This window comes from Georgenia sp. AZ-5 (assembly GCF_043952095.1).
GTDB lineage: Bacteria > Actinomycetota > Actinomycetes > Actinomycetales > Actinomycetaceae > Georgenia.
Map to the genome: position 1 here is coordinate 1,442,610 of NZ_JBINOU010000001.1, position 25,718 is coordinate 1,468,327.

A 25,718-nucleotide genomic window follows, 5' to 3' on the forward strand; every position below is an offset into this window, starting at 1 on the left:
TCCGCAACGCTGAGGAGGGTGATGACCGTGGAGGACTGGGCGGAGATTCGCCGGTTGCACCAGGTGGAGGGGATGGCGATCAAGGCCATCGCTCGCAGGTTGGGCATCTCGCGTAACGCGGTGCGGCGGGCGCTGGCCCGCGACAGCCCGCCGAGGTACCAGCGCGCGGCGACCGGCTCGATCGTCGACGCAGTCGAGCCGACATCCGGGAGCTGCTGCGGGAGTACCCGAAGATGCCGGCGACGGTGATCGCCGAACGCATCGGCTGGGACCGATCGTTGACGGTGCTCAAGGACCGGGTGCGGGTGCTGCGCCCGTTCTGCCTCCCGCCCGATCCGGCCTCCCGGACGGAGTACGACCCGGGGATGCGGGTGCAGTGCAACCTGTGGTTCCCACCGGTCGATGTGCCGCTGGGTGCCGGGCAGGTGGGGCGCCCGCCGGTGCTGGTGATGGTCTCGGGCTATTCGCGGATGACGTTCGCGCTGATGATCCCCTCCCGCCAGGGCCCGGACCTGATCGCCGGGCACTGGGCGCTGTTGGGCCGCATGGGCGCGGTCCCGCGCGAGCTGATCTGGGATAACGAGGCCGCGGTCGGGTCCTGGCGGGCCGGGAAACCGAAGCTGACCGAGGAGTTCGAGGCCTTCCGTGGCACGTTGGGCATCGGGGTTCACCAGTGCCGGCCCCGCGACCCGGAGGCCAAGGGGCTGGTCGAGCGGGCCAACCGGTACCTGGAGACCTCGTTCCTGCCCGGGCGCACCTTCACCGGCCCCGGGGACTTTAACGCCCAGCTGACCGACTGGCTGGCGAGGGCCAACGCCCGTCATCATCGCCGGATCGGCTGCGCCCCGGCCCAGCGGTGGCAGGCCGACAAGGCGGCGATGCTGGCGCTGCCGCCGGTGGCGCCCCTGGTCGGCTGGCGCACGCAGATCCGCCTGCCGCGGGACCACTACGTCCGTCTCGATTCCAACGACTACTCCGTCGACCCGGCCGCGGTCGGGCGCACGGTCACCGTGACGGCCGACCTGGACACCGTCACGGTCCGCCTCGGCGACCGGGTCGTCGCCGCCCATCAGCGGTGCTGGGCGCGCCACCAGAGCCTGACCGACCCCGCCCACCGGGCCGCCGCCCTCGCCCTGGCCGCAGCCGCCAGCAGGTCGGCTCGACCACCGCAGCCCGATGACGAGATAGAGCAGCGCGACCTGACGGCCTACGACCGGCACTTCGGCCTGACCGAGGTGGCCTGATGCCGACGAGCACGCCCGCGCGGGACCTCACCGCCGAGCTGGCCTACCTGACCCGGGCGTTGAAGGCACCCACCCTGCGCGAGTCGGTCCCGCGGCTGGCCGAGCGGGCCCGCGAGGCCGGCTGGTCCCATGAGGAGTTCCTCGCCGCGTGCCTGCAGCGCGAGGTCGCCGCCCGCGAGTCCCACGGCGGGGAGGGCCGCATCCGCGCCGCGAAGCTCCCCGCCCGCAAGTCCCTCGAGGAGTTCGACTTCGACCACGCCCGCGGCCTCAAGCGCGACCTGATCGCTCACCTGGGCACCCTGGACTTCGTCGCCGCCAAGGAGAACGTCGTCTTCCTCGGCCCGCCCGGCACCGGCAAGACGCACCTGGCCACCGGCCTGGCCATCCGGGCCTGCCAGGCCGGCCACCGGGTGCTGTTCGCCACCGCCTCCCAGTGGGTCGACCGCCTCGCCACCGCCCACCACGACGCCCGCCTTCAAGACGAGCTGCGCCGCCTAGGCCGCTACCCGTTGCTGGTCATCGACGAGGTCGGCTACATTCCCCTTCGAGCCCGAGGCCGCGAACCTGTTCTTCCAGCTCGTCTCCTCCCGCTACGAACGCGCCTCGCTCATCGTGACCTCGAACAAGCCCTTCGGCCGCTGGGGCGAGATCTTCGGCGACGACACCGTCGCCGCCGCGATGATCGACCGCCTCGTCCACCACGCCGACGTCGTCGCCCTCAAGGGCGACTCCTACCGGCTCAAGAACCGCGACCTCGGCCGCACCCCGACCGGTGCGACCGACGACTGACCGACAACCAGATCAGGAGAGGGATCCATTTTCAGCCGTCGCCAGGGGGTCCACTTTCAGCCGTCGTTGACAGATGAGAAGCGAGCAGCCTTGTGCAGGCGGCTCACTCGGGACATGCCAGGATGAAGTTCACCCGCCGATGCCGTCCTGGCTCGACACGGACGGGCATGCGCGTTCTGTGCGCAGAAGGATGGTCCTCATGGCGACCCTAACGATCCGGAACCTTGACGACGACTGTCAACGGACACCGGAACTTCCCCGTGGGCGGACATTTGATCTCCCCCTCCGTGGACAGTTCATCTCCCTGCGCGCGGACAGCTGATCTCCCTTGATCACAGCATATGAAGAACCGCCCTCGACTGCGACTTTACTGAGACTCCAGATGAGGCAGCGCCGTGGACGATGGAAGTAGAACTACATCGCCCGACAACTTCGCTTGGATCCCGATCTCGTCGGGAGACCTTCCGTCGGCGTCAGCAAATCCTGCTCCCAAACGCGACTGCTGTCGGAGCGAGTTGTCGGTGGGGGCCTGTCATCCCGCTGGGGCATCACCGAGCCACGTCCTCAGTTGCTCCTCCGTTGGCACGTCGTTGAGGTCTCTCAGAAGGTCGTTCCTAAGCGATGACACGAAATCACCGAGCGTCCCTGGCTGAACTGCTATGACGTTCCTCTCCAGCAGGGTGCGCGTTATATCGATTCGCCACGTCGCTAGATCGTCCGGTACGGAAAGCGCGAGGGAGGCAACCGCGCGTATGTAGTCGGCGCGAGCGGTGCTTCTGCCGAGATGTGCGGCCAACCTCCATGGCCGCTGGGCCATCACGCTTTGCGGTGTTGATGCACCAACGCTCGCTAACCCATCTTTGTCCGCTGCCAGGGTTGGTAATGAAAGGAAATCGGTGGCTGGGGCCCTATTGAACGCCTCGCGGTACCTCAAATGGGTCCTGAACTTCTTCAATTGCGGATCCTTACGGTGCCACTGACTTAGGTCGGGGTGGGCCGTGGCCGCACGCAGATGCTCCAACGCACGCGCATAGTCAACGTCTTCAATCCCGCCATACTCCGGACGACACGCGTAGTAGCATGCCCACGAGTATTCAGCATACGGATCGGCAGTTCCGGATGGGACAGTGATATCCGGCGGATAAGCAACTGGTCCGAGATTCGTAAACGCAACGATCGCTTCTAGAGACCGCTTGGTTCGCTGCGCCAGAGCCGCATCGTCTTTTCTGGACCAGTTCTCCGTCATCTCTAGAGTGGAGGCGGCGGCGGGCCGAAGGATCGCAGGAAGCGGCGGGCCGCCTGGCTCCAGATACATGGCGTTGATGCTGGCGACCAAGTACGAGTGCCGAGCTCGGAGCGCTAGGGGGTAATACGTCTCTGGATCGGCCTCTGTCTCCTCGATTATATTGTTCAGGAGGTTTATGTACGCGAGGAGCTCAGGTAGGTGATCACTCGTGCGGTATCGATGGTGCCAAAGCGCCAAATGAGCGGCTCTGTTGCTTGGATCAGCATCGACCGCTTGAGCTAGCACGTCTACGGACGGCTTCGACGTCGCCAGATCGGTGGTCGCGACGTAGTGCAGTCCGAGGCTCTTCCACTGGGTTGCTCCGTACAACCGCGGCATTTCGTATTCCTCGTGCAACGCTGCCAAGATCACTGCTGCTGTCATGCGCTGCAGTTCCGGGAATTTCTCTTTGCCGTCGGCACCCTTCATGGGCACGCCGGCTGAATCCGTTACGGGGATGCGAAGTCCGAGTACGTCACGGTCGATAGCCGCGGAACGTACTTCGCGCCCGTGATGAGACACCGTTACGGCGATCAGGTCCCTGGAGTTCACGCCAACACTGACATCCCAGGGCGACCTCGGGACCATCAGATGGATCAGGTTGTACAGAGCCTTGGCCACTCGCCCCTCGGGAGTCGTCGTGAACCCAGCTGCCTGAAGAATTGTCTCGTCCGTACCGAGTGGGTACTCGATGCCGACTGGAGCGGCGCCTCCTAGATCACGGGCTAGCGCGATTACATGGGCGGCCTCACCTGAGTCTTCCTTCCCGTCCGCTCCGATCACTCTTACGACTACACGCGTCGCTTGACTGAACGCCCATGCCAGGAACAGTGAGCCGAAGAGCATCGGCACAACGGGCAAGAGCCATTGTTGGAGGGAGGATGTCTCAGCCGGTGACTCGGTAACCGCTATGATCCCCGCCGCAATTAGGAGTGCGAGTCCAACCAGGAGCGATCTGAGGCGCATCCGCCGCGTGATTTCTATGGATACGCGCGGGTCTTGCCTGCGAGTTCGCTTGTCCAGTCGGCCCACCTGTGGCGCGATCAGGCGTGCCACAATGAGGCCCACGCCAATCAGCAACATCGAGGCAACTGCCGGCTCGTTGAGAGGCGCGATGTTCGCTTCCGCAAATCCGCTCCAGTTACTGGCCAGTGACTGACTCGGTGTCTTAGGCTCCGCGATGACGACCTCGCTGTCACACCCCTTGGCGATGTCGGCGAGCTCTGCTCGCGTGGCGGCAGAAATGCCCTGTCCCGTTGCCTGCGCAGGGCACGACGGCGTTTGAGCGGACGTTCCTGCAGTTACCGAACCCGCGGCCGTTCCTGGCGTTACCGAACCCTCCGGTTGGACGCGTGCCGCGAGGACGGCCATCTGTTCGGCGACCGAAATGCGCCGGAGCGCTTCGTTCCGCTCCTCGACACAGCCGAGGCGGTCGGACGCCAAGGTCTGCTGCGCGTCCTCCGCACCTTCCGTTCGCGTGGATTCATTGACTTTGTCGACAAGCGCAAGCGCTTGCTGCGGGAGGGCGGCTACGTTCAGCGCACGGGCCTGCGCACAGACCGCTTCTTCGGGTGCCGCCCCGTCAGCCTGCGCGAACGACTGGCTAGGGGTCGCTCCAATGAGCAGGAGAGCGCTCACGGCGGCAAGGCATGCACGGACAAGCGTGGCGCGCGGGCCAACCCCCGAGGCACTGCGAGGAGTCGAACGGGCGCAATAAATCATTCGCATCAGAACTCCCGGCGTGGCACGTCGTCGGACCAGCGGGACTGGAGGAATCGTGCCGCGGCGAGCACCGAAAAGCAAGAGTTTGGCGGGCCCCGATTCTTGGGGGCGTGCAGGCGAGCACCGTCCCACGAGGTCCTGGCACAAAAAGCCCTGTTGAAGGGCATCACCGACGCGGACATGGTCGCCGTGGACCGGTTCCTCGCCGTGCAGCACCGCGCGGCCGTGCTAGGGCGTGTCTCCCAATAGTGGGGCCGGTGGACTGAAACGCTGCGGTGGTGTCACGTTATGCCGTGCTGACGGATGCCCAGTGGGAGTTGATCGAGCCGTTGATGCCGTCCTCGGAGGGCCGTCGGGGACGGCGGTTCCGGGACCACCGCGCGGTGGTGGAGGGCATCGTCTACCGCTACCGCACCGGGATCGCTTGGCGGGACCTGCCCGAGTGCTTCGGCCCGTGGCAGACGGTGTGGAAGCGGCACCGCCGCTTCAGCGGCGACGGGACCTGGGACAAGATCCTCACCGCCCTGCTCGCGCAGGCGGATGCGGCCGGACTGGTCAACTGGGAGGTGTCGGTGGACTCCACGATCAACCGTGCCCACCAGCACGCCACGAACCTCCCGAGGGACACAGGGGGAGCTGTCGAATTACATGAAACCCGGCGAGGAGCCGCCTGATCACGCCATCGGCCGCTCCCGCGGCGGACTGAGCACGAAGATCCACCACGTCTGCGACGGCAACATGCGCCCGCTGGTGATGGTGCTCGGACCCGGGCAGGGCGGGGACTCGCCAATGTTCGAGCACCTCATGAACTCTGTGAGAGTGCCCCGGCTGGGTCCTGGGCGGGCCCGGACCACGCCGGTGCGGGCCCTGGCCGACAAGGCCTACTCCTCCCGGGCGAACCGGGCGCTGCTGCGCCGGCGCGGCATCCAGGCCGTCATCCCCGAACGCTCCGACCAGATCGCCAACCGCAAGCGACGCGGGTCCAAGGGCGGCCGGCCCGTCACCTACGACGAAGAGGCCTACAAGCGGCGCAACGTCGTCGAACGCTCCTTCAACGTCTTCAAGCAGTGGCGCGCCCTGGCCACCCGCTACGACAAGCTCGCGCTGACCTACCGCGGCGGCGTCGTCCTGCGAGCGATCACCATCTGGCTCAAGGCATTAAGAGACACGCCCTAGCTGCGACCGATGAGGCGGTCGAGAAGCCGGGGGCCAGTGTTCGACCGGTTGCGCGACGCCTGACGGACCAATGAGACCCCATCGCGGGGGTCTAGCCGTCGATCTAGAACTTCGCCAGAGTACGACCATGTCGCTGTCGACCCCGCGGCGTCCCTGGCGGTTGGCCGTTGCGGGCGTCGTTGGTTGGGTAGTGCTCACTCTCCTGAGCGCGCTCGTGCAGGGCGACACTGCGTTGCACGAGACGGCGCGAGACGGGCTCCGCGCAGCAGCTGCAGCGTTCGCGACGTTGGCGCTTGGAGGCGGTCTGCTGGAGTTGTGGCAGCGCAGAGAGTGGCGCCGACGAACGCAGTGGGTCGCTTTCGATCTCATCGATCGATCGATGCGGCGTCTGGCGAACGTCGCCGCCGGTGGCTTTGACGTTGTCACAGCCTCAGCCCCGGTCCTGTTGTCGCAGGTGTACTGCCTCCCATGGACAGTTGTACGCGAGCGTGCCGTAAAGGAGTGTGCGGAGGTTGTCAGCACGGCACTGGTCACCCAGGCTCTCGCGGAGTGGGGCGAGGGAAACCCGCCTGACAACGTGCGCCATCATGCCGATGACGTGGCCACCCTCGGACATCTTCAGGACCGCGCCGACGACCTCTGGAGCGTCGTCCAAGAGTTGAGTGCCTACCTTGATGACCAGCTCGGCCCGGAACTGCTGACCGCCGCGGGCGAACTTCACTCGGCGGTGCGAGGCGTCGTCGAGCCAGCACCCGGCGACGTCGTCCCCGAGTCTCTTGTTCTCCCACTCGTCGCGACGCAACTCGGGAAGGTGATCGCTGGTACCGAGCCGGTAGCTCGCTGCCTCGACCGCGCTTATGCCGAAGCGCTTCGGCACGTGACCGATGAGAAGCTTCGCGAGCGGCTGGAGCAGGAAGAGCACCACTGTTCGAAGGGGGAGAAGGGGCTAAAGGCGCTCCTCGACGCGTGGGTCGAGGAAGCGAGGCAACACCGCGAGCTCGATCGCGCCTCCACGAGCTTCACTGAAACCGGGGCCGACTTGATCGGGACCTTGCGCGAAGTGATTGACGCACCGGATGCTGACGCCGAGACGGTGAGGCTCGTCCGCGAAGCACTGGAGGAGGTCGAACGAGTTACCGACGAGTTGCTGAAACAGCTCCGGGACCCAGGTCAGGACTAAGTTGGGTCAGTGGCTGTTCCAGCGCCGGAACGGCAAGGCGCGCGCGGACTCGGGCGCCGTCAGCCCGCTTCTGCGTCTCTGTCGGCCTCTTAGCCTCGATCCACCGATGGGCCGGACGGGCGTGAGGAAGTTGCTCCTACTAGCCTCGGCCTTTCACGCCGGTCGCTGATGACACGGTGCCGGGATAGCGGAAAGTGCCCGTCTGGTGCGGAAAACTTGGGCTTGTCGAGAGTCCAGGTAGTCGCTCCAGAGAGGCACTTTCCGGGTGAAGCGTAACGGGTCGCTGCGACGGTTGAAGGTCAGCGCGGACGGCGAGGGCGTCGTGTCCCACGCCGGGGTGGGGATGCTGCGGGAGCTGGCCGGGTACACCGGCCTGGTCCAGGCGGTGGACGGCGCGCTGCTGGACACCTACCGGGGGGTGCCGATGCACGCGCCGGGGCGGGTGCTGACCGATCTGGCGGTCGCGGTCGCCGACGGCGCGGACGCGATCAGCGGGATCGCCGTCCTCGGGGACCGGCAGGACGTCTTCGGGCCGGTGGCCTCGATGCCGACGGTGTGGCGGGTGTTGGACCGGGTCGACGCCGACCACCTGCCCGCGGTGCGCGCGGCCCGGGCGGCGGCCCGGGAGCGGGCGTGGGCCGCCGGGGCGGGCCCGGACCTTTCCGAGGAGTTGCGGATCGACTTCGACGCCACGATCACCATCGCGCACTCGGAGAAGGAGAACGCCGCCGCGACCTGGAAGCGCACCTTCGGATTCCACCCGCTGCTGGCCTTCCTCGACCGCCCGGAGATCGCTGGCGGGGAGGCACTCGCTGGGCTGCTGCGCAAGGGCAACGCCGGGTCGAACACTGCCGCCGACCACGTCGCCGTGCTCCAGATGGCGCTGGCCGCGCTGCCCGAGCATGCCCGGCCCCGCCCCGGCGAGGCGGACGGTCCGCGGGTGCTGGCCCGGTCGGACTCCGCCGGCGCCACCCACACGTTCGCCGCCGCGTGCCGCGAGAAGGGGGTGGGGTTCTCCTTCGGGTTCCCCGTGGACTTCCGGATCAAGGACATCGTCGACGCCATCCCCGAGCGGTGCTGGCACCGGGCCATCGAGACCGACGGGCTGCGCGAGGGCGCCTGGGTCGCCGAAGTCACCGACACCGTCGACCTGACGGCCTGGCCCGAGGGCTCCCGGTTGATCCTGCGCAAGGAACGGCCCCATCCCGGGGCGCAGCTGACCTTCACCGACGTCGACGGCATGCGGATCACCGCGTTCCTCACCGACACCCCACCCGGCGTCGTCCCCGGGCAGATCGCCGGCCTCGAACTACGGCACCGTCAGCACGCCCGCGTCGAGGACCGCATCCGCCAGGCCAAGGCCACCGGGCTCCGGAACCTGCCGTGCCGGGCCTGGAACGAGAACAACGCCTGGCTCGAGGTCGTCCTGATGGCCACCGACCTGATCGCCTGGACCAAGCTCATCGCCTTCCCAGGCGACCCCGCGCTGGCCAGGTGCGAGATCGCCGCCTTCCGCTACCGCGTCCTGCACGTCGCCGCCCGCATCACCAAAGCCGCCCGGCAGACACGGCTGCGCATCGACGCCACCTGGCGCTGGGCCACCGCGATCGCCACCGGCTGGAGCCGGATACGCACCGCCTTCGGCTGACCGCCGACCCTGCCCCTCCGACCTAAAGGACCTCGGAACCCCGCCCACCCGGCGCGACAGCCGGGCCCTTCCAATGCCACGGCCTCCACCACGAGGCCAGAACCGGTCAAACCCGGCACACCGGACCACGCCCGCCGGCTGCATGAAACACCGAGGCTAGAGGCCCTTCTTGAACTCGCGATACGGACCTTGGTGACGCCCCGGACCCCTAGACGAACACAAAAGGGGCGGGCCATGAGGAGGCGAACTCATGGGAAGTTGGACCAGCCTCAACGCCGATGCTGGCGGCGCTTCGCTGATAGTAGGTTAGCCGTCATCTTCTGATACCGAACGAACAGCACGGCTTGGCGCTCCCGTTCACTCATCTCCTTCTTCGTTGCACCGAACGCGCGATCGACAACGTCATCGAGCACAGCGTGCGCGTTCACTAGCTCTTCGGCCATCCCCGACGGGCGGTAGTGGTCGACGAGAGACCGCTCCGGGTGCAGAGCTCGGGCATCAAGCACACCCTGACCAGCCGCGATGATCTCCTCGCGGACACCGGCTCCGAGCAACGGCAGGGGCAACGTGTTCCACACCATGGTGCTGCCGAACCGTAGATCAGACTTCAACCGTCCACCGACTGTCTTCTGCCAAGTTAGAAACATTGACGATGAGATCACGGAAAACTGGAAGGCGTCCGGGTCGTCGACGGTGAAGGCAGAGTCGCTGGTGATGACCTCTGGCGGCAACCAGTCGGCCGTGAAAAATGGGCGGTTCTCGCTGATGACACGTGGCACGCACAGGTACCGGCGGTCCCGCTTGGCGCGCTGGGTAAATAGGTGGGAGATCCTTGCGAACTTGCGGGTGGAAGGTGCGCGGCTCGCGAGGCGGAACGCTCTAACCGCAGCGACGCGTTCTCTCAGGACCGGACTGCTGGCGATCTCGGCCTCGTCTACGCCGTCGAGCCAAAGGCACCACCGATCGACCCCCTTCAGGAGTTCGGTGGTCCCTCGGTAAGGGTGCACGTACTTCGCTGCGATCGGGTCTGCCATGACCCGGTCGTAGTCTTCCGCCTCGACGACCAGGTTGCCGCCGTCCTTGGGCATCGACCCGAGCGCAACGGGAGCAAGATCGGGCGCGAGAGGGTCGCTCCGCTTCTCCACAAGCACATCAGGGCCGTCGACGAGGTAGGCGTTCACGTTCTTGGCCGGCACCTCGTGGGCGGGCCCCTTGATGTTGGGGTACTCGAATAGGCGTGGCGCCACCTTGCCGCGGGTATAGCCGATGATGACGCAGTGGACGGCTGCCTCCCCGGTCGCCTCGGAGGTCCAGGCGAACGTGCGGTGAGCGAACTTGATGCGCCATCCGGCGTTGAAGATGGCACCAAAGAGACGCGGCACCTGGTCGCCCTGAACGATCGAGTTCGTGGTGACGAACGCCCATCGGCCCTCGACGTTACGGAAGTAGTCCAACGCCTTTGCGTGCCATCCGGTGACGTAATCTAGGCGGCCGAGATCAGAGCGGCCCCACACGTCCTGCAGCTCCTCGAGTTGTTCGGCCGACCGGCTGTGCGGCCCGAGGAACGGGGGGTTGCCGACGATGACGACATCGGGACTCGGAGGGACGACGTGCTTCCAATCCCGCCGCAGGGCGTTGTCGTGCACGATTCTGGGCGCGACTTTGATCGGGAGGCGGTCTGGAGCTATCCCAAACTCTTCCTCCATGGCTTGGTTCGCGAGGTGGTCGACCAGGAGCATGGCAGTCTCGGCAATCCTGGCAGGCCACTCCTCGATCTCGAGGCCGTAGAAGTGGTCCAGGGTGACTTTGATGTCGCCGGAGACGTCCAGAGTCATCTGACCTAGATACCGCTGCTGTCCCGATGTCTTGCCGTCAGCCTCGTCGAGGTCCCGGCGGCGCTTGAGGATTTCTAACTCCAGGGCGCGTAGCTCCCGGTAAGAGACGATCAGGAAGTTGCCGCAACCACAGGCTGGGTCCATGATCTGGAGCCGGCCGAGGTCGTTGTGCAGTCGGGTGAGTTGGCGCTTGTCGTCCCACGCCTGCTCGAGCCGGTCGTGAAGCTCGTCGAGGAAGAGTGGGTTGATGGTCTTGAGGATGTTCTCCTCGGTTGTGTAGTGCTCGCCGCCCTCGCGGCGGGCCTCCTTGTCCTTCACGACCTGGAACATGGACCCGAAGATCGCCGGAGAGATCAGGGACCAGTCGAAGTCGCAGGCGGCGAGAAGCCCGTCGCGGAAATCCTCCTTGAGCGGTGGCAGAACGAGCTCGTCGCGGTACAGCCCACCGTTGACGTACCGGAACTCCGCGAACGGGCTGCCCTCCGGCAAAGTTCGGTCCCGTTCGGCGGTGTTGAGCACGTTAAACAGGTCGGTTAGGTCTCGCTGGAGAGTCGCTTCGCTGGTGTGGTTGACCAAGTAGTCGCGGAACATGTTGGTCCGCCACATCCCGGAGTCGTCCCCGAAAAGCAGGAACAGCAGCCGGGCCAGCAGCAGGGTGGCGTCGTGCCCGTTGACCTTCGACTTCTCGAGGTCGGTGTAGAGCCGGTTCATTAGTCGTGCGGCGGCGACCGACGCGGCTTCGGCCTCAATGTCGAATGCGGACCGCATCTTGGCGAGCACTTCGACCAGGCTCGGGTCATCGTCGAAGTCGATGGCGATTGCGGTGAGCTGGTCGACCAGGTGCTTGTCGTCCTCACCAACGATGTGCTGGTGGACGAGCAGCTTGGCGTTGACGCCGCCGGTCTGGGCGCGGCGGGGCCACCGCCACTCCTGCTGGATGTCGCCGGTAAAGATGACCAGGCGTTCGAGATTGTCCTTGGCGACGGCTTGGTCGATGGCCCGCTGTGTGCGGCGCCCCGGCAGTTGGGGGCAGTGCCAGATCCGCATGCCCTTGTAGCCGGCGACCTGCCGCAACGTGTAGTCGGCGCCCTCAACAGTAATGGTGCGGGGCGGCTGGTCGGGGTTGTCCCAGCCGAGCTCCTCGACGAAGAGGGTGCGGAAGTCGGCCCGGTCTACCAGAGGCAGGAGGCGGGTGCTGGCCAGTACGGCGGCGGTGGCAGTCATGCGCGGATTCCCATGCTAGAGACGATGCGGATCGGGTCGGATCCGGAAGCTGATTCGATGACGAGCTGGCCGTCCCGGTGCAGGGCGGTGATACGTGCTGCGAGCCCCTCGTCGTCCACGCCGCCGCGGATGGCCCGGCGCAGGCGCCGCTCCGCCTCCCCGGCAAGGGGGTGCTGGTAGAGGGCTTCGAGGGCGGCCTGCGTTTCGGGGCTGTGGGGCGCGTAGGCGAGGGTCTCCCCAAGCCGGCTCCAAACGGACCGGCGCACGCCGCGCAGGCGGCCGGCCATGTTCTGCGGGGTCGAGAGGGGGCCGCGCACGAGGGAGGTGACGAGGTCCTCGTGGTCCTCGCGCAGGTTTAGGCCGGGCTCCTCCGGGGTGGCTTCGAAGACCTTGAGGGCCTCGTGGCCGGTCAGGAGGCGCGGCTCTCCGCCGGGTGGCGCGAACCCGAACCCGTCGACGCCGGCCTGGGTGCGCACGAAGCACGCGACGCCTTCGTGGCGTTCGGTGATCCGCTTGGCGCGGGTGGCGTCGATTAGGTCCGGCAGGTTGGCGACCCTATTGGTCAGCTCAGGGGCGGCTTCCTGGGCGTTGCGCCAGTATTCGTACGCCAGGGACGAGGCGTCGACGTCGTCGCTGGCTTCCGTGTCCTCCAGGGTGCCGGTGTAGAGGTCGTTGATGATTTTGACCTCGCCGTCGGTGCCGAAGAACTGCTCATCGGATCCAAACGCTTCGGCATTGGCGGACAGGCGCCGGGCGATCCGTGAGCGCAGCGAGATGACGTTTTCGACCGACTCGTGGAAGAAGGAGTAGATGCGCACGGTGTCGGACTTCTGGCCGATGCGGTCGACACGGCCGGCGCGTTGGATGAGCCGGATGATGGCCCAGGGCAGGTCGTAGTTGACGATGATGTGGGCGTCCTGGAGGTTTTGGCCCTCGGAGAGGACGTCGGTGGCGACGAGGATGCGCAGCTCATCCTCGGCTGCGACGGGTGCGGCCTTGCCGACGAGGGTGTTCGACTGCGGCGAGAAGCGATGGGCGATCCGGGTGGGGTCCTCGGACTGGCCGGTGACCACGCCGACCGCGTCGACGCCGGCCCTGCGGAGCTCGGCAGCTACGTAGACGGCGGTGTCCTTGTACTCGGTGAAGATCAGCACCTTCTCGTCGGGGTGTTGGGTCTCCACGAGATCGAGGAGGGCGGCGAGCTTGGAGTCGCGCGCCGGGTCCCAGTCGCCGAAGGAGTCGAGCAGGTCGCGCAGGGCGGTGGTATCGGCGTCGAGGTCGCGGCGCAGGGCCAGGGTGAACAGGTCCGGACGGACCCAGGTGACGCCGGAGGGATTGGCCGCCTCGAGCGCCTGGTACCGGCGGCCCGGGTCATCGCCGATCCGCTCGGCCGTGTCGAGGTCGCTGCCAGCGGACTCGTCCTCGTCGGTGGCGAGGTTGAGGTCCATAATGGTGCCAGTGGGCACCGGCAGGTCGTTGTCGATGGCGTAGACGAACAGCTCGTTGCGGGCAATATGCCGGCGCAGGGACAGGGCGAACGCGTACCCGCCGGAGGAAAGACGCTTGTAGAAGGTCGTCTTCACGAAGCCGGCGACCTGCCCACGCCCGCGGGTGAGGTCCTCGACCCAGGCCCTCTCCTCCTCGTCGAGCACCGCGGCCTTGTTGACGTACTTTGCCAGGTCGTAGCGGGGCAGGAGCAGGCCGTCGATCGTGTACAGCGTGTCGTCGGAGGCCATGATCCGGGCCGGGTCGTTGTCACCGAAGGAGTGGCTGATCGGGGTCGCGACCCGGGTGGGGAAGGTGAAGCGGTCCCCATTGGCAAACTGAAGGTACTCGCGCCCCTCCGCGTCCTTCTCGGTGAAGTTGGCGCGGATGAAGGACCGGGTGCGCCGCACCAGGTTCTCGCTCATCAACCGCTTCCAGTCGTCCGGGTCCTCGGACTTGCGGAATGCGGCCAGGGTGGTGATCTTCCCGTCAACCTTGTCGATCAGCTTCGGGTCGGCGACAAGGGCGTTCGTCGGGGAGATGCCCAGGTCGTCATCGTCGTCGATCCACAGACCGAGCTGGTTGGCCACGTCGCTGAACTGGATGTTGTACGGGGTGGCTGTCAACTCGAGCACCTTGGACTCGTTGCGGCGGATGTACTCCCAGATGGCGACGTAGTCTCGGCGCTCGTTGTTCCGCAGCGTGTGGGACTCATCGACGATGACGAAGGGATAGCGGCGCAGCTCGGGCAGCACCGAGTGGACCATTGAGTACGGGACGACCCGGCCGTGTAGTTCGTAGGCCTCGAGGTGGTCCTCCCACATCTCCGCAAGGTTTTTCGGGCACACGACGAGCGGCATGTAGCCGTGCTCGTCCCGCAGCATCAGGGCGACGGCGATCGCGGTCAGCGTTTTGCCGAGACCCACGACGTCACCGAGCATCGACCCGCCCTTTGTCATGATCCGCCGCGCAAGGGTCCGCACTGCGGTGGTCTGGTACGGCAGGAGCAACTGGGCGATCTCGGGCGGGATCGAATACTCCGCCAAGCCCTCGCGCACGTCGCGAGAGAGGTCGTAGCAGACCTTGAGGAATACCTCGTAGGGCCGGCGCACGACTGGGGTGGCCCAGGACTCGTCGAGCAGGTCGAGGATCTCCTTGGTGACCTCTCGGCTGAACCGGTCGTTCCACCGCTCTTCGAACCATTGGGCCAGGTCGGCGGCTGCGACGTTGTCGACGACATCGACGTTGAGTTCGAAGTTGGAGTACAGGCCCGGCCCGGTGAGATTAGAAGAGCCGACGAACCCGATGATCGGCAGGTTTTGATCCTCGCGGTAGAAGACGTACGTCTTGCCGTGCAGCGGCCGGCGGGTGAACACCTTGATCTGGATCTTTCCCTCGTCGAGCAGGTCGCGGAGCGACTGGAGCGTCTTGCGGTCCACCGAGGTAGGAAGGCCACGCATGAGCTGGGTGCGGACCTGCTCGAGGAGGTGGCTCTTGCGCTCGGTAGAGGCGGTGCGGTCGGCCTCCATCTGCTCAGTGGCGTCGACAGCGGCCTGGAGGCTGGCGAGGGTCTCCTGCTGGGGGCCGCCGGTGACCATGCCGATGAGGATCCGCGCGACGGGCTGCCCGTTGCTGAGGGCCTTGGCGCGGACGAGCTCGTCGAAGACGTTCCAGCCGCGCAGGTTGAAGTAGCCGACAGCGACGTCCATGCGATCGAACTGGGTGAGCGTCGTTCGGAGGTGGGCGCCGAGCTTGCGCTCATCGTTCCCGGGGCTGCGCTCGATGTTGTCCAAGATGCGTGTCACCGGGAACCTCACCTTCTTCTTCCCGCCGATCCCCTCCGACTCATGCTATCCGTACATCCGTACGGACCCAGATAGTTTCGGTCGGGGATAGGGGTGAACCAAGCCTCTGGCTGATACGGCCGGAGGGGAGGTAGACGGAGCCTCCCGCTCGGCGTCGCTTTCCCCTGGCTCGGGACTCACCCGCGAAATCCCGTTGCCTCGATGGCCACACCGTTTCGGCGTGTCCGGTCCGCCACTGGTGGTAATTGCGGACACCAACTGATAGAGACGCAGATGACTGAACGGCTGACCGAAGGACAGGAGGCGCCGGTGTACGCCGCGGCGGAGGAACTCGGTGCGTTGCTCTCCCGGGAGCGTAGGCACCTCATCCCGACATATCAACGGGACTACGAATGGACCGAAGAGGGCCAGTGGCAGCTGCTGATGGATGACGTTATCGACGTCACTGACAGATTGCTGGGCGCCCGGAAGACCGCTGAGTTCAACGGGCAGGACCTCGCCCTGGCTGAGAAGGAAGTCGGGCCGCACTTCCTCGGCGCAGTGGTTTTCGAAGCATTGCCGCCACGCGGCGCGCACGTCGCCACCTGCTCCGTTATCGATGGCCAGCAACGGCTCACCACGATCTACCTCCTGCTTCGGGCGCTGCTCGATGTGCTGACGAGCCATGGCTTGAAGGACCGTGCGCGGCAGATCCGCAAATTGATTCTGATTCGAGCAGATGATGTGGTCGACGCAGAGGAGGTGTTCAAGCTCTGGCCGAGGCGCCGTGATCGGGACGCCTGGGTCGCGGTCATGGACGACGAGCGACCGGACACGGCTCACCGCTATAACGAGGCGCGGCAGTACTTCGCAGACAGGATCGAGGCCGCTGTCGAGAACGTCGAGTCGCCGGAGTCGTTCCTCAGCGTCCTGGTCGATGCCCTGAGTCACAAGATCAAGCTCGTCGTCGTGGACCTTGAGCCAGGGGACGACCCGCAACTCATCTTCGAAGTCCTCAACGGCCGACAGACACCCTTGTCGGCGGCGGACCTCGTCAAGAACCTGCTTTTCATGCGGGCCACCCTGCCCGAGGAGCAGGTGGATGCCCTCTACGACAAGTACTGGAGCCCGTTTGATGCCAAGTGGTGGTCCGGCACCATCGGTCGCGGCCACGCCGCCCGCGGACGCCGGGACCAACTCCTCGCCACCTGGCTCACCATCCAGACCGCTGAAGAGGTCAATCTCGGCCGCCTCTACGGCGAAGCGCGCACATACCTCAGCAACTCAACGGCCAACCTCCCCGATCTCTTGCGCGACATCGCCGGCCTCGCACAGGAGTACCGACACATCTACGAGCGCCCTGACGGCGTCCCGAAGGAGATCGCGGGCGTCTACCGGCGCATGGAACGCCTTGGCGTCACCACCGCCGTGCCGCTGCTGGCATGGCTCCGGACACTCTCGGCTCAGCGCCTCACCCCGGCTGAGCACCTGCGGGCGGTGCAGGCCATCGACTCCTTCGTCGTCCGCAGGATGATGATCTCCGCGCAAACCCGCGGCTACGGCCGAGCCTTCCTCGACATACTCCAGAAGGCCAAGGCGGCACCAGCCGGGCAACGGATCGACGCTGTCATCACCGACGCTCTCCTCGCCGCCCCTCACGGACTGGAGTGGCCCACCGATGAAGAAATCACCGACGAGTTCCTGGCACGGTCCTTCTACGGCCGGATCAGTCAGGAACGCATACGCATGCTCCTCGGCCCGATCGACGCCCACCTGCAGGAGCAAGCCGTCAAGAGCGAGCAGGCGTCTTTCGACTACGACTCCCTCACCATCGAGCACGTGATGCCGCGCCAGTGGGAGAAACACTGGCCCGTTACCGCAGACGACCCCGCAGCAAGACTCGCCGCAGAGCAGGACCGCGAACGGCACATCAACCGCATCGGGAACCTCACGCTGATCACCGGCAAACTGAACCCGTCACTGAGCAACCGGGAGTGGAGCGTCAAGGCGCCCGCTCTGGACAAGCACTCCAAGCTCGAGCTCTCCAGGGAGATCGTTGGCCTCACCACCTGGGACGAGGCCGCCATCGACCGGAGATCGGAACGCCTTGCTCGCGCGGCATGCGCGGTGTGGACGCGGCCCCTACCCATCGCCCACGCTGCTCCTGTATCTGCCAGCGCGGGCGCCGCGCTCGACATGTGGAAGCAGGGGTAGTCACCGCCGTCCGATCACTTAGCCTCGATCCACCGATGGGCCGGCTGCCGTAGCTAGGCGCGGGAAAGCGAGAATGCCCTTCTGACCGGGGAAGATACGACTTGTCTAGGGCACGTATCGCCAGTCAAAGAAGGGCATCTCGTAGATGCAACTCTCTCATACCCGTCCCGTTGTCTCCGCGGTCTTCGACGAGCCGAACCTCGTGTCGTCGGCGGGCTTGGTTCCGGTGATGGGCCTGGCCCGGCGGGCTCGGCTGCGCGAGCTGGGTGATGAGCACCTGAGCGTGCCGACGGACAAGGGCGCGAACGCGGGGCTGAAGATCGCCTCCCTGGTGGCGGGCATGGCCGCCGGGGCGGACAGCATCGACGACATGGCCCTGTTGCGCCACGGCGGGATGGGCAAGGTCTTCGCCGGCGCCTACGCCCCCTCGACGCTGGGCTCGTTCCTGCGCGCGTTCACCTTTGGGCACGTGCGTCAGGTCGACGCCGTCGCCTCGCGGTTCCTGCTAAACCTCGCCGGCGAGAGCGGGCTGATCGGCGTCGCGCAGGACACCGGGACGGTGATGGTCGACATCGACGACACCATCATCGAGGTCCACGGATATGCCAAGCAGGGCGCCGCGTTCGGGTATTCGGGGGTCCGCGGCCTGAACGCCCTGCTCGCCACGGTCTCCACCGACACCGTCGCGCCGGTCATCGCCGCCCAGCGGCTGCGCAAGGGCAGCGCCGGCTCCCCACGCGGGGCCGCCCGCCTGGCCACCGACGCCCTCGCGCTGGTGCGCCGCACCCACCTGGCCGGCCGAGAGGTGCTGGTGCGGGCGGACTCGGCGTTCTACTCCCACGCCCTGGTCAGCGCCGCCTTGAACGCCGGCGCGGACGTGTCGATCACCGTGCGGATGGACCCGGCCGTTCGGCGCGCCATCGCCACCATCGACGCCGACGCGTGGGAGACGATCAAGTACACCGACGCGGTCTACGACGAGACCACCGGGGCGTGGATCTCCCGGGCCGAGGTCGCCGAGATCCCGTTCACGGCGTTTACCTCGAAGAAGAAGGCCGAGCAGATCCCCGGGCGCCTCGTGGTCCGTCGCATCCCGGACCTGAACCCCAAGAAGGGCCAGGGCCAGGAGACGTTGTTCGAGACCTGGCGCTTCCACGCCTTCTTCACCACCACCGATCCCGCCGAGGTCGACACGGTCGCCGCGGACCAGACCCACCGCCGGCACGCGATCATCGAGAACGTCCACGCCGACCTCAAGGCCTCCGCCCTGGCCCACCTGCCCTCCGGGGTGTTCACCGCCAACGCCGCCTGGCTGGTCTGTGCCGTCATGGCCTTCAACCTCACCCGCGCCGCCGCCACCCTGACGAAGGCACCGACCCTGGCCCGGGCGACGACCGCGACCATCCGGCGCAAGCTCATCGCCGTCCCGGCACGGATCGCGACCTCCGCCAGGCGCCTGCACCTTCACCTGCCCACCGCCTGGCCCTGGCAGACCGCGTGGTCAGCCCTTTACGACGCGCTCTTCGCTCGAGCAGCCACCGGGACCACCTGACCGTCCGTCCCGCCGGCACGAGAAGGAACCCCAGTGGAAGAGCCGGGAAGACCGGCGGCTTGCTCACGCCCTCGCGCCGCAACGACCACGTCGGCCGAAATCAGGCCACCCCACCCGCTCCGTCGGTGGATCGAGGCTTAGCCGGCCGGGGCGCGACCGGCATGCTTGGGACGTGGCGGCGCGCCGTAATCCGGCCCGGTCGAACACTGCAGGGGAGGGCACCGGTGGCACACGCGCGACCCGACGTTCATGTCGGTGAGCGGTGGGCTTACCGCGCCAGGGGCGTCGACCCCTTGGTGCAGGTGGCCGTGGAGAAGATCGGCACGACTCGCCCAGCTCGTGTGAAGGTCCGATTCATCGAGGAGAGGTTCGAGGGGTTAGAAGAATGGGTGCCTCCCGGACGGCTTAAGGCGCCGTGGGATCAGGTAGCGGCCTACGAGGCGCGGGAAGCTCGTTGGGAGGCGGTGGCGAGCGAACTGGACCGGCGCGACACCCCGGAGGAACTCGCCGCGAGCACGGTGTTCGACATGCTCATCAACCACGACCTCGTCAGCCTCGAGCACCGCGCAGCCACGGAGGGCGTCTCCGTCATCCACGACGTCGAGGGCCTCGCACGCTTCCTCGGATTCGAGACAAGCCGGCTGACTTCCTCCCCGCTCGTCTTCGAGGAGGACGGGAACCATGTGGTGCCGTGGAGCGTGACGGAACTAATCGCACGGACCGCCGCTTCCCGTGACCCGCAACCGATCTTGGCGCACGTCGACGAGGACGAGGCGGAGGCGAGCCGCAAGAAGATCTACGGGGAGCGCTATATCACTCGTGACGGGCGCACCCACACCCTGGAGCCGGAGTACTTCCAGGAGGCGGATGAGGAACACTTCGGCCGCCCGTGGCGCGACGTGCTGCGCTCGTGGTGTGGCCAGGAGGCGGTCGAGCGGCGAGATGAGCTCAAGGAGCTGCGCAAGGAGGTGGCTCGGCTGGGCCAACTTGTTCTCACGGCCACGGCTGCACTCAGGCGGGCCGTCAACCACCGGGAGGCTGAGCGGATCGAGCGTGATCTCGGCGTGACGGTCGAGGAACTACGCCGGCGGCCCTGATTACCGCCAGCGCTCGGGTTCTTCGCCGGGCGGATGGCGCACCGTCATCCCGGGCGGCATGTACTTGTCGAGCTCGTAGGTGCTGAGCGACTCGGGGACCGCGAACCCGACCGACTCCGGGCGCGCGAGGGGGTCAAGCCTGCGCGCCTCCCGGTCGATCCACCCTGCCCAGGCCGCCAGGCGCCGGGAGAGGCTCCGATCCTCGGCCCGGCTCGCGGCATCTCGGACGGCCGCCGCGTACGCCCGCAACCGCTCGGCCTCGTGCCAGGACGCTGACTGCTTCGCCGCGCGTTCGGCGTTGAGGCGGCCCAGGAGGCGCCGGCGGGCTTCCGGGACCGATTGCTCCCACAGCAGGCGCCGCTCTTTACGCTCTCCGGCGGCCCGCTCCCGCCGCTCGCGCGCGGACGCCGCCTGATCTTCGACGTAGGAGAAGAGGTCTGGGAGCTTGTCTTCCAGGCGCCAGCGCTTCCGGTCCGCCCAACGAACCGGCTGGTACCCGGCGCCCAGCGCGCGGATGGTGAGCCGCCCGGAGGCGACGGTGACCTTGGTGCGACTCACCCGCTGCCACGGGTACTTCTTGCCGGCGATCTCCTCATCGGGGTACGTCTCAACGACCGCCTCCTCCTCACTGATCATGAAGGTGGTCGCGTCCTCGTCGACCGACACCCCGAAGTGACCACCCTCGCCGGCGGGCGGGCCGAACCCGTGGCCGCGCCGAGCGCACTCCCGGCGGATGCCTTCGAGGATGCGGGCGGCCCTAGGGCGTGTCTCTTAATGCCTTGAGCCAGATGGTGATCGCTCGCAGGACGACGCCGCCGCGGTAGGTCAGCGCGAGCTTGTCGTAGCGGGTGGCCAGGGCGCGCCACTGCTTGAAGACGTTGAAGGAGCGTTCGACGACGTTGCGCCGCTTGTAGGCCTCTTCGTCGTAGGTGACGGGCCGGCCGCCCTTGGACCCGCGTCGCTTGCGGTTGGCGATCTGGTCGGAGCGTTCGGGGATGACGGCCTGGATGCCGCGCCGGCGCAGCAGCGCCCGGTTCGCCCTGGAGGAGTAGGCCTTGTCGGCCAGGGCCCGCACCGGCGTGGTCCGGGCCCGCCCAGGGCCCAGCCGGGGCACTCTCACAGAGTTCATCAGGTGCTCGAACATTGGCGAGTCCCCGCCCTGCCCTGGTCCGAGCACCATCACCAGCGGGCGCATGTTGCCGTCGCAGACGTGGTGGATCTTCGTGCTCAGTCCGTCACGGGAGCGGCCGATGGCGTGATCAGGCGGCTCCTCGCCGGGTTTCATGTAATTCGACAGCTCCCCCTGTGTCCCTCGGCAGGTTCGTGGCGTGCTGGTGGGCACGGTTGATCGTGGAGTCCACCGACACCTCCCAGTCGACCAGGCCGGCCGCGTCCGCCTGCGCGAGCAGGGCGGTGAGGATCTTGTCCCAGGTCCCGTCGCCGCTGAAGCGGCGGTGCCGCTTCCACACCGTCTGCCACGGGCCGAAGCACTCGGGCAGGTCCCGCCAGGCGATCCCGGTGCGGTAGCGGTAGACGATGCCCTCCACCACCGCGCGGTGGTCCCGGAACCGCCGTCCCCGACGGCCCTCCGAGGTCGGCATCAACGGTTCGATCAACTCCCACTGGGCATCCGTCAGCACGGCATAACGTGACACCACCGCAGCGTTTCAGTCCACCGGCCCCACTATTGGGAGACACGCCCTAGCGGCGGCTCTTCGCCGGCGGCGACTTGAGCCATGATATGACGCCATCTGGCCGCTGAAACCGGGATGATCCTCGGCGTGGTCAACGTAAACGCAATGGGGCCGTCGTTGTCAAGGACTGGTTCTAACACTGTGAGGTTGGCGCCAAGGGCAGTGGCGTCATAGATCCGGTGATTCGGGTCGAGATCTTGGCCGGTGATTGCCTCAACCCAGGTACGCACCGCGTTGAACCACGGATCTATAACACGAGCGAGGTGATAAGGCTCGTTCGATATCCCGCCTTGGCGTCGGGTTTGCACGATGATCCTGCACAACGCAGTTGACTCGGCATCTGCGTCCGGCGTGAACGCCGCGAACCGCTGAGTCCAGACGAGGAGTTCGCCCGAGCCTGCCTGATGGGTCGGTATCTCGACGCCCTCGACTACCGGCGCGGCACCGACAGGGCCGTCGGGGCTAGGCATGACTACGTCGAACATGACCGACCCAAACCCGCTGGTGATGTGCTCTCCGAGAACTTCTGTCGAGATCCAGATGGGAACCGGCAGTTCGTAGATGGCGACGACTCTCACTTCAGCTCCTCAGTTTTGGAGAGAGCATAGGCGTCGGCACTCTGAGTGCGGACGTCGTGACCGCACACCGCCGCGAGATTAGGCGAGCGTGGGACGCGAGCGCCTTCGCCGCTGCGAGGTTCGAGCCCATACGCAGACACAGGCAGCACGTGGCCTACGGCTGTCCATCTCGGCAACCGGCCACAAAACAGATAATGCGGCCGTGGGGTTGACCGAATCCGCGATGTGGGGAACGACGCGAACCACGAGCTCTGGATGTCGCAGGCCTGGAGGTAGGACCGAAAGGTGCGCGGAGATGTGACGGTGGGACAGCGTGTGTTTGTCATGCCTCCTTATGGGCGGCCGGGCGTTGGCGAGGCGCTCGGCGAACGGCTACTCTCGCGCCTTGTCCTCCTCATCGCCGCCTGCCTCGAGGACCTGCTTACGACGCTCGAACGCTTCGGGGATTCCCAGCACGCCTGCCGCGATGAGATTCCACGGTGGGGGCACAGCCGTACCCGTGACGATGACGACGAGCACGACGACGAACACGACATTGGCTAGCACGCGCCGCGACTTCGTCCTGCCCCAGGGAGTAGATGCTGCATCGGCGGCTTCGTCAATGGCCTGTGCGACCTCGGGTGCTTCTCGCGCGATGACTTCGAGTAAGGAATCAGCGAATGCCTCCGCTTCCGGATCGCCGTCAGTGACTACCGCAACGTCGATTACCTCATCCTTCTCGAGCTGGCCTGTCGCATCGAGCAGGCTCGACGAGGCATGGCGTGCGTTCATTTGCTGGGCAAAGGAGTCCAGGAGTGCGCGGACGCCTTCGATCTGCGCCGGCTCGATCGCACGGGAGGTGGCCATGCTCATGACTTGCAAGCTCCGGCTCAAAGATGCTGTCAGGCCAGCTGCCACCTCCGCGTTCTGGAGCATGGGCTGCACGGCGGCCCGGATCGAGGAGGACCATTGCTGCAGCTGGGCAGCGGGGACGGCCTTCCACGTGAGCAGGCTGATGTTCCGCGAGAGTTCTTTGAAGGAGGGGTCGTTGGTAAGCGCTTGAGCGATTGCGTGGCGAAGTTGGTCGAACTGCTGGCGTTGCGTTCCGTTAGACCGCTCGTCGGGCTGTGTCATGAATGCGAAGGTACTGTCGACCGCGCGGTGACGCAGGTGACTGGATCTTCGACAACCCATGGGGCCTGCCGATGCACACCACGGACGTCGAGGGTCTCCGAACACTCCGCGACAACGAGCGACGCCTCCGCCAGTACAGCTGGTGGTCGACTCAGTATGCGAAGCTCGCCGTGGTGTACGACTGGATGCGTTACGCGCGTCCGGTGACCGAGAGCCCGTAAGGCCTAGCGGGTGGTTCCCGCTAACCGCTGTCGGCTTTCCTGGGGCCGGGTTCCCGCAGCATGTGTAGGCCCACCTTCGTAGCTTCTCAATGCCTGCCCTACTCCGTGCCACCCCAGCATTCGAGCGGCGCCCAACCAGCGGGGCACGCATTACTGAGGTCACCCCTTGCCAGCAGCTCGCAGCCGACGACCCCTGCTACCGCCCGAGCCCGTACGCGCTCGAGGTAGCACTTCCCGTGGGAGAGCTTGGGCAAGTCGAGTCGTGGAGCCCGACGACCTCGGGCCTCCTTTCCCAAGGGATCATTGTCTTCAGAGCCTGGCTATGGGATATGACAGCTCTGCTCCTCGCCGGCGTCACTGGTCTGCTCCGGCGTTCATGACCGATGTGTCTCAACCTCTTCTGGTAAGCCCTGTCATACGCTGGCAAGGTGTTTGTACCGCCAACCATCGCTCGAGTGTGACGCGGAACGTCACCAGGCCAAAGCCATCTCCTCCGGCAGGCTAAGGGGAGTCGCCAGCCGCTGTTGTGTTTCCATGCGGGCACAAGCGCCAGCCGGCGGCGAACCGGTCTTCCCCCGTAACCGGGGGTGCTTCTTTGAGGCGGGCGCGTAGTGGCCACGGCGATGGGTGTTCCCGCAATCGCGGGGGTGCCTCGATTGCGGGCGTCAATTTGAGGCTGATGGCGACCAAGTCCTCGCGAACAGCCGACACCGGGCGAAACTTACTGTGGCGTCGCCTACGGATTTTTGTGCTTGCGCCACATGTGAATAGTCCCGGCTATGACCGCGAGGCCGAGAAGCGCGAAGGCGCCTCGGCCGAAAGAGTCGGTGTCTTCGTAGACTAGCCAGTCCGAGAACACCAACGTTGCAGCGAAGCCCAGACCCGCGGCTCCCGCGACGACCAATATTGGAACCATTGCGTACTGCTCGACCCTATCTTCGCCGAGCAAAAGGGTCCCGACTAGGACAAGGATGCCACCCGCCATGATCGCCATAACTACGCCGAAGTAGGTGACTACTGCAGCGGCTCCCACGTAGAAGCCAGCCTTCTGCAGAGTGAACTCGGCGCCGGTCGAGATCGACATCAGCGTCCTGATCGTCCCCAGAGCCGCGATGGCCGCGCCTATAAGACCCCAGATAAGACCGGCGTGCTGCTTCACGGCGTCGACTATCATGGCCGCCCCAGGTCGGTTGTGGCATCGACTAGTGCACTCCTATCGGCCGGTTCGGGCAAGCCCTTAATCTGTGGGGCAATAACGACGGTGACCACCCGGCCGCCCGGCTCGGCGGCGTACCGCGGTCACGTGCAAGCTTTAGTCGCTTGGTCGCCACTGATCCTGAGCGCTTCGACTCCTTCCCTCGAGGCAGGACCAACTGATCGGCGCGCCGCGCTACACCCTCAAAGTCAAAGGCCGCGATGTCGAGTTCATATTTTCATACATCAGGTGTACTCAACTGCAGACCTGCCTGCTCCACAGCGTGACGAGCGACGGGCGAGAGCGTTGATCCGGTGAGTCGAATGATCAGTCTGGCGGCCCCGTCCGAGACCGCCTCGACGTTGGACTCGGGGTGATCGACTTCGGCGCACGCAATCCAGGCCCACGCGAGGGAGTCCGTGAACCTGGCGGAAAGCCGCCCGGCGAGGTAGCGGCCACCCGATCTTGCGTGGCACTTCAGTGTCCAGCGCGACGCCCACGCCGCCCCGCTCGCCGGCTTGGTTCCGCACGGGCACTGGGGTGAGGGTCAACGCCGCGCCGGCCGACGACGCGAGCCCGACTCGGAGCGCCCAGGGATCGCTATCAAGCACCTCCGCTGTCGGCGCATGGTGCAGAGCACGTTTCTGCTGCCTTCTTCGCGATCCTGGCACGCATCAGCGCC

Annotated in this window: 14 protein-coding genes and 2 pseudogenes; 8 read left to right on the plus strand and 8 right to left on the minus strand. The window is 66.3% G+C overall.

Annotated elements, in window-relative coordinates:
* Positions 1 to 18 precede the first annotated feature (18 nt).
* Positions 19 to 1,244 (plus strand): annotated as a pseudogene (gene istA / locus ACF0H8_RS06905) (IS21 family transposase).
* Positions 1,244 to 2,033, plus strand: a pseudogene (gene istB / locus ACF0H8_RS06910) (IS21-like element helper ATPase IstB). The pseudogenes istA and istB overlap by 1 nt, the downstream one beginning before the upstream one ends.
* A 532-nt stretch (positions 2,034 to 2,565) precedes the next feature.
* On the opposite strand, the gene ACF0H8_RS06915 reads toward istB, so the two are convergent.
* The gene (locus ACF0H8_RS06915) at positions 2,566 to 4,956 is read right to left on the minus strand and encodes a hypothetical protein (RefSeq protein ID WP_395288223.1); all 2,391 of its coding nucleotides are present in this window, start codon (positions 4,954 to 4,956) and stop codon (positions 2,566 to 2,568) included.
* Between the two features lie 362 nt (positions 4,957 to 5,318).
* Between ACF0H8_RS06915 and ACF0H8_RS06920 the strand changes: the two genes are divergently transcribed.
* The 3 genes from ACF0H8_RS06920 (at position 5,319) to ACF0H8_RS06930 (ending at position 9,044) form a co-directional block, all read left to right on the plus strand.
* Positions 5,319 to 6,216, plus strand: a protein-coding gene (locus ACF0H8_RS06920) for an IS5 family transposase (protein ID WP_395290831.1) whose coding sequence is annotated in 2 segments (ribosomal slippage) — positions 5,319 to 5,654 and positions 5,656 to 6,216 — 897 coding nt in all. Because the reading frame shifts where the segments join, the coding sequence is not laid out codon by codon here.
* 127 nt (positions 6,217 to 6,343) lie between these two features.
* A complete protein-coding gene (locus ACF0H8_RS06925; RefSeq protein WP_395288224.1) occupies positions 6,344 to 7,396 on the plus strand; it encodes a hypothetical protein in 1,053 nt (350 codons plus the stop codon).
* A 265-nt stretch (positions 7,397 to 7,661) separates the two neighbouring features.
* Positions 7,662 to 9,044, plus strand: a complete 1,383-nt coding sequence (locus tag ACF0H8_RS06930) for an IS1380 family transposase (protein ID WP_395288225.1) — start codon at positions 7,662 to 7,664, stop codon at positions 9,042 to 9,044.
* 269 nt (positions 9,045 to 9,313) lie between these two features.
* On the opposite strand, the gene ACF0H8_RS06935 is transcribed toward ACF0H8_RS06930, so the two are convergent.
* Entirely contained in the window at positions 9,314 to 12,103 is a 2,790-nt protein-coding gene (locus tag ACF0H8_RS06935; RefSeq protein WP_395288226.1) for a class I SAM-dependent DNA methyltransferase, read from the minus strand.
* The gene (locus tag ACF0H8_RS06940; RefSeq protein WP_395288227.1) at positions 12,100 to 15,393 is read right to left on the minus strand and encodes a helicase-related protein; all 3,294 of its coding nucleotides are present in this window, start codon (positions 15,391 to 15,393) and stop codon (positions 12,100 to 12,102) included. Before ACF0H8_RS06940 ends, ACF0H8_RS06935 begins: the two co-directional genes overlap by 4 nt.
* 273 nt (positions 15,394 to 15,666) lie before the next feature.
* Between ACF0H8_RS06940 and ACF0H8_RS06945 the strand changes: the two genes are divergently transcribed.
* The 3 genes from ACF0H8_RS06945 (at position 15,667) to ACF0H8_RS06955 (ending at position 20,235) form a co-directional block, all read left to right on the plus strand.
* Positions 15,667 to 17,586, plus strand: coding sequence for a DUF262 domain-containing protein (locus ACF0H8_RS06945; protein WP_395288228.1), 1,920 nt, complete (start codon positions 15,667 to 15,669; stop codon positions 17,584 to 17,586).
* A gap of 145 nt (positions 17,587 to 17,731) precedes the next feature.
* Complete coding sequence (locus ACF0H8_RS06950; protein ID WP_395288229.1) at positions 17,732 to 19,138, plus strand: IS1380 family transposase; 1,407 nt, start codon at positions 17,732 to 17,734, stop codon at positions 19,136 to 19,138.
* A 308-nt stretch (positions 19,139 to 19,446) separates the two neighbouring features.
* The gene (locus ACF0H8_RS06955) at positions 19,447 to 20,235 is read left to right on the plus strand and encodes a hypothetical protein (RefSeq protein WP_395288230.1); all 789 of its coding nucleotides are present in this window, start codon (positions 19,447 to 19,449) and stop codon (positions 20,233 to 20,235) included.
* On the opposite strand, the gene ACF0H8_RS06960 is transcribed toward ACF0H8_RS06955, so the two are convergent.
* The 5 genes from ACF0H8_RS06960 to ACF0H8_RS06980 form a co-directional block, all read right to left on the minus strand.
* A complete protein-coding gene (locus ACF0H8_RS06960; RefSeq protein ID WP_395288231.1) occupies positions 20,236 to 20,901 on the minus strand; it encodes a hypothetical protein in 666 nt (221 codons plus the stop codon).
* 91 nt (positions 20,902 to 20,992) lie between these two features.
* Positions 20,993 to 21,890 (minus strand): IS5 family transposase gene (locus tag ACF0H8_RS06965; protein WP_395290832.1). Its coding sequence is split into 2 segments (ribosomal slippage): positions 20,993 to 21,553 and positions 21,555 to 21,890, totalling 897 coding nucleotides; the frame shifts between segments, so codons are not numbered across the junction.
* 29 nt (positions 21,891 to 21,919) lie between these two features.
* Positions 21,920 to 22,507 (minus strand): hypothetical protein, encoded by a 588-nt coding sequence (locus tag ACF0H8_RS06970; RefSeq protein ID WP_395288232.1) that lies wholly within the window; start codon positions 22,505 to 22,507, stop codon positions 21,920 to 21,922.
* Positions 22,508 to 22,879: 372 nt separating this feature from the next.
* The gene (locus ACF0H8_RS06975; protein WP_395288233.1) at positions 22,880 to 23,620 is read right to left on the minus strand and encodes a hypothetical protein; all 741 of its coding nucleotides are present in this window, start codon (positions 23,618 to 23,620) and stop codon (positions 22,880 to 22,882) included.
* Positions 23,621 to 24,577: 957 nt separating this feature from the next.
* Complete coding sequence (locus tag ACF0H8_RS06980) at positions 24,578 to 25,000, minus strand: hypothetical protein (protein ID WP_395288234.1); 423 nt, start codon at positions 24,998 to 25,000, stop codon at positions 24,578 to 24,580.
* Positions 25,001 to 25,718: the final 718 nt, after the last annotated feature.

Excerpts from the sequence above, each read along its gene's own strand:
- ACF0H8_RS06925 (WP_395288224.1), top strand. The coding sequence starts at position 6,344 with ATGTCGCTGTCGACCCCGCGGCGTCCCTGGCGGTTGGCCGTTGCGGGC.
- ACF0H8_RS06935 (WP_395288226.1), bottom strand. The coding sequence starts at position 12,103 with ATGACTGCCACCGCCGCCGTACTGGCCAGCACCCGCCTCCTGCCTCTG.
- ACF0H8_RS06945 (WP_395288228.1), top strand. The coding sequence starts at position 15,667 with ATGACTGAACGGCTGACCGAAGGACAGGAGGCGCCGGTGTACGCCGCG.
- ACF0H8_RS06950 (WP_395288229.1), top strand. The coding sequence starts at position 17,732 with ATGCAACTCTCTCATACCCGTCCCGTTGTCTCCGCGGTCTTCGACGAG.
- ACF0H8_RS06975 (WP_395288233.1), bottom strand. The coding sequence starts at position 23,620 with ATGACACAGCCCGACGAGCGGTCTAACGGAACGCAACGCCAGCAGTTC.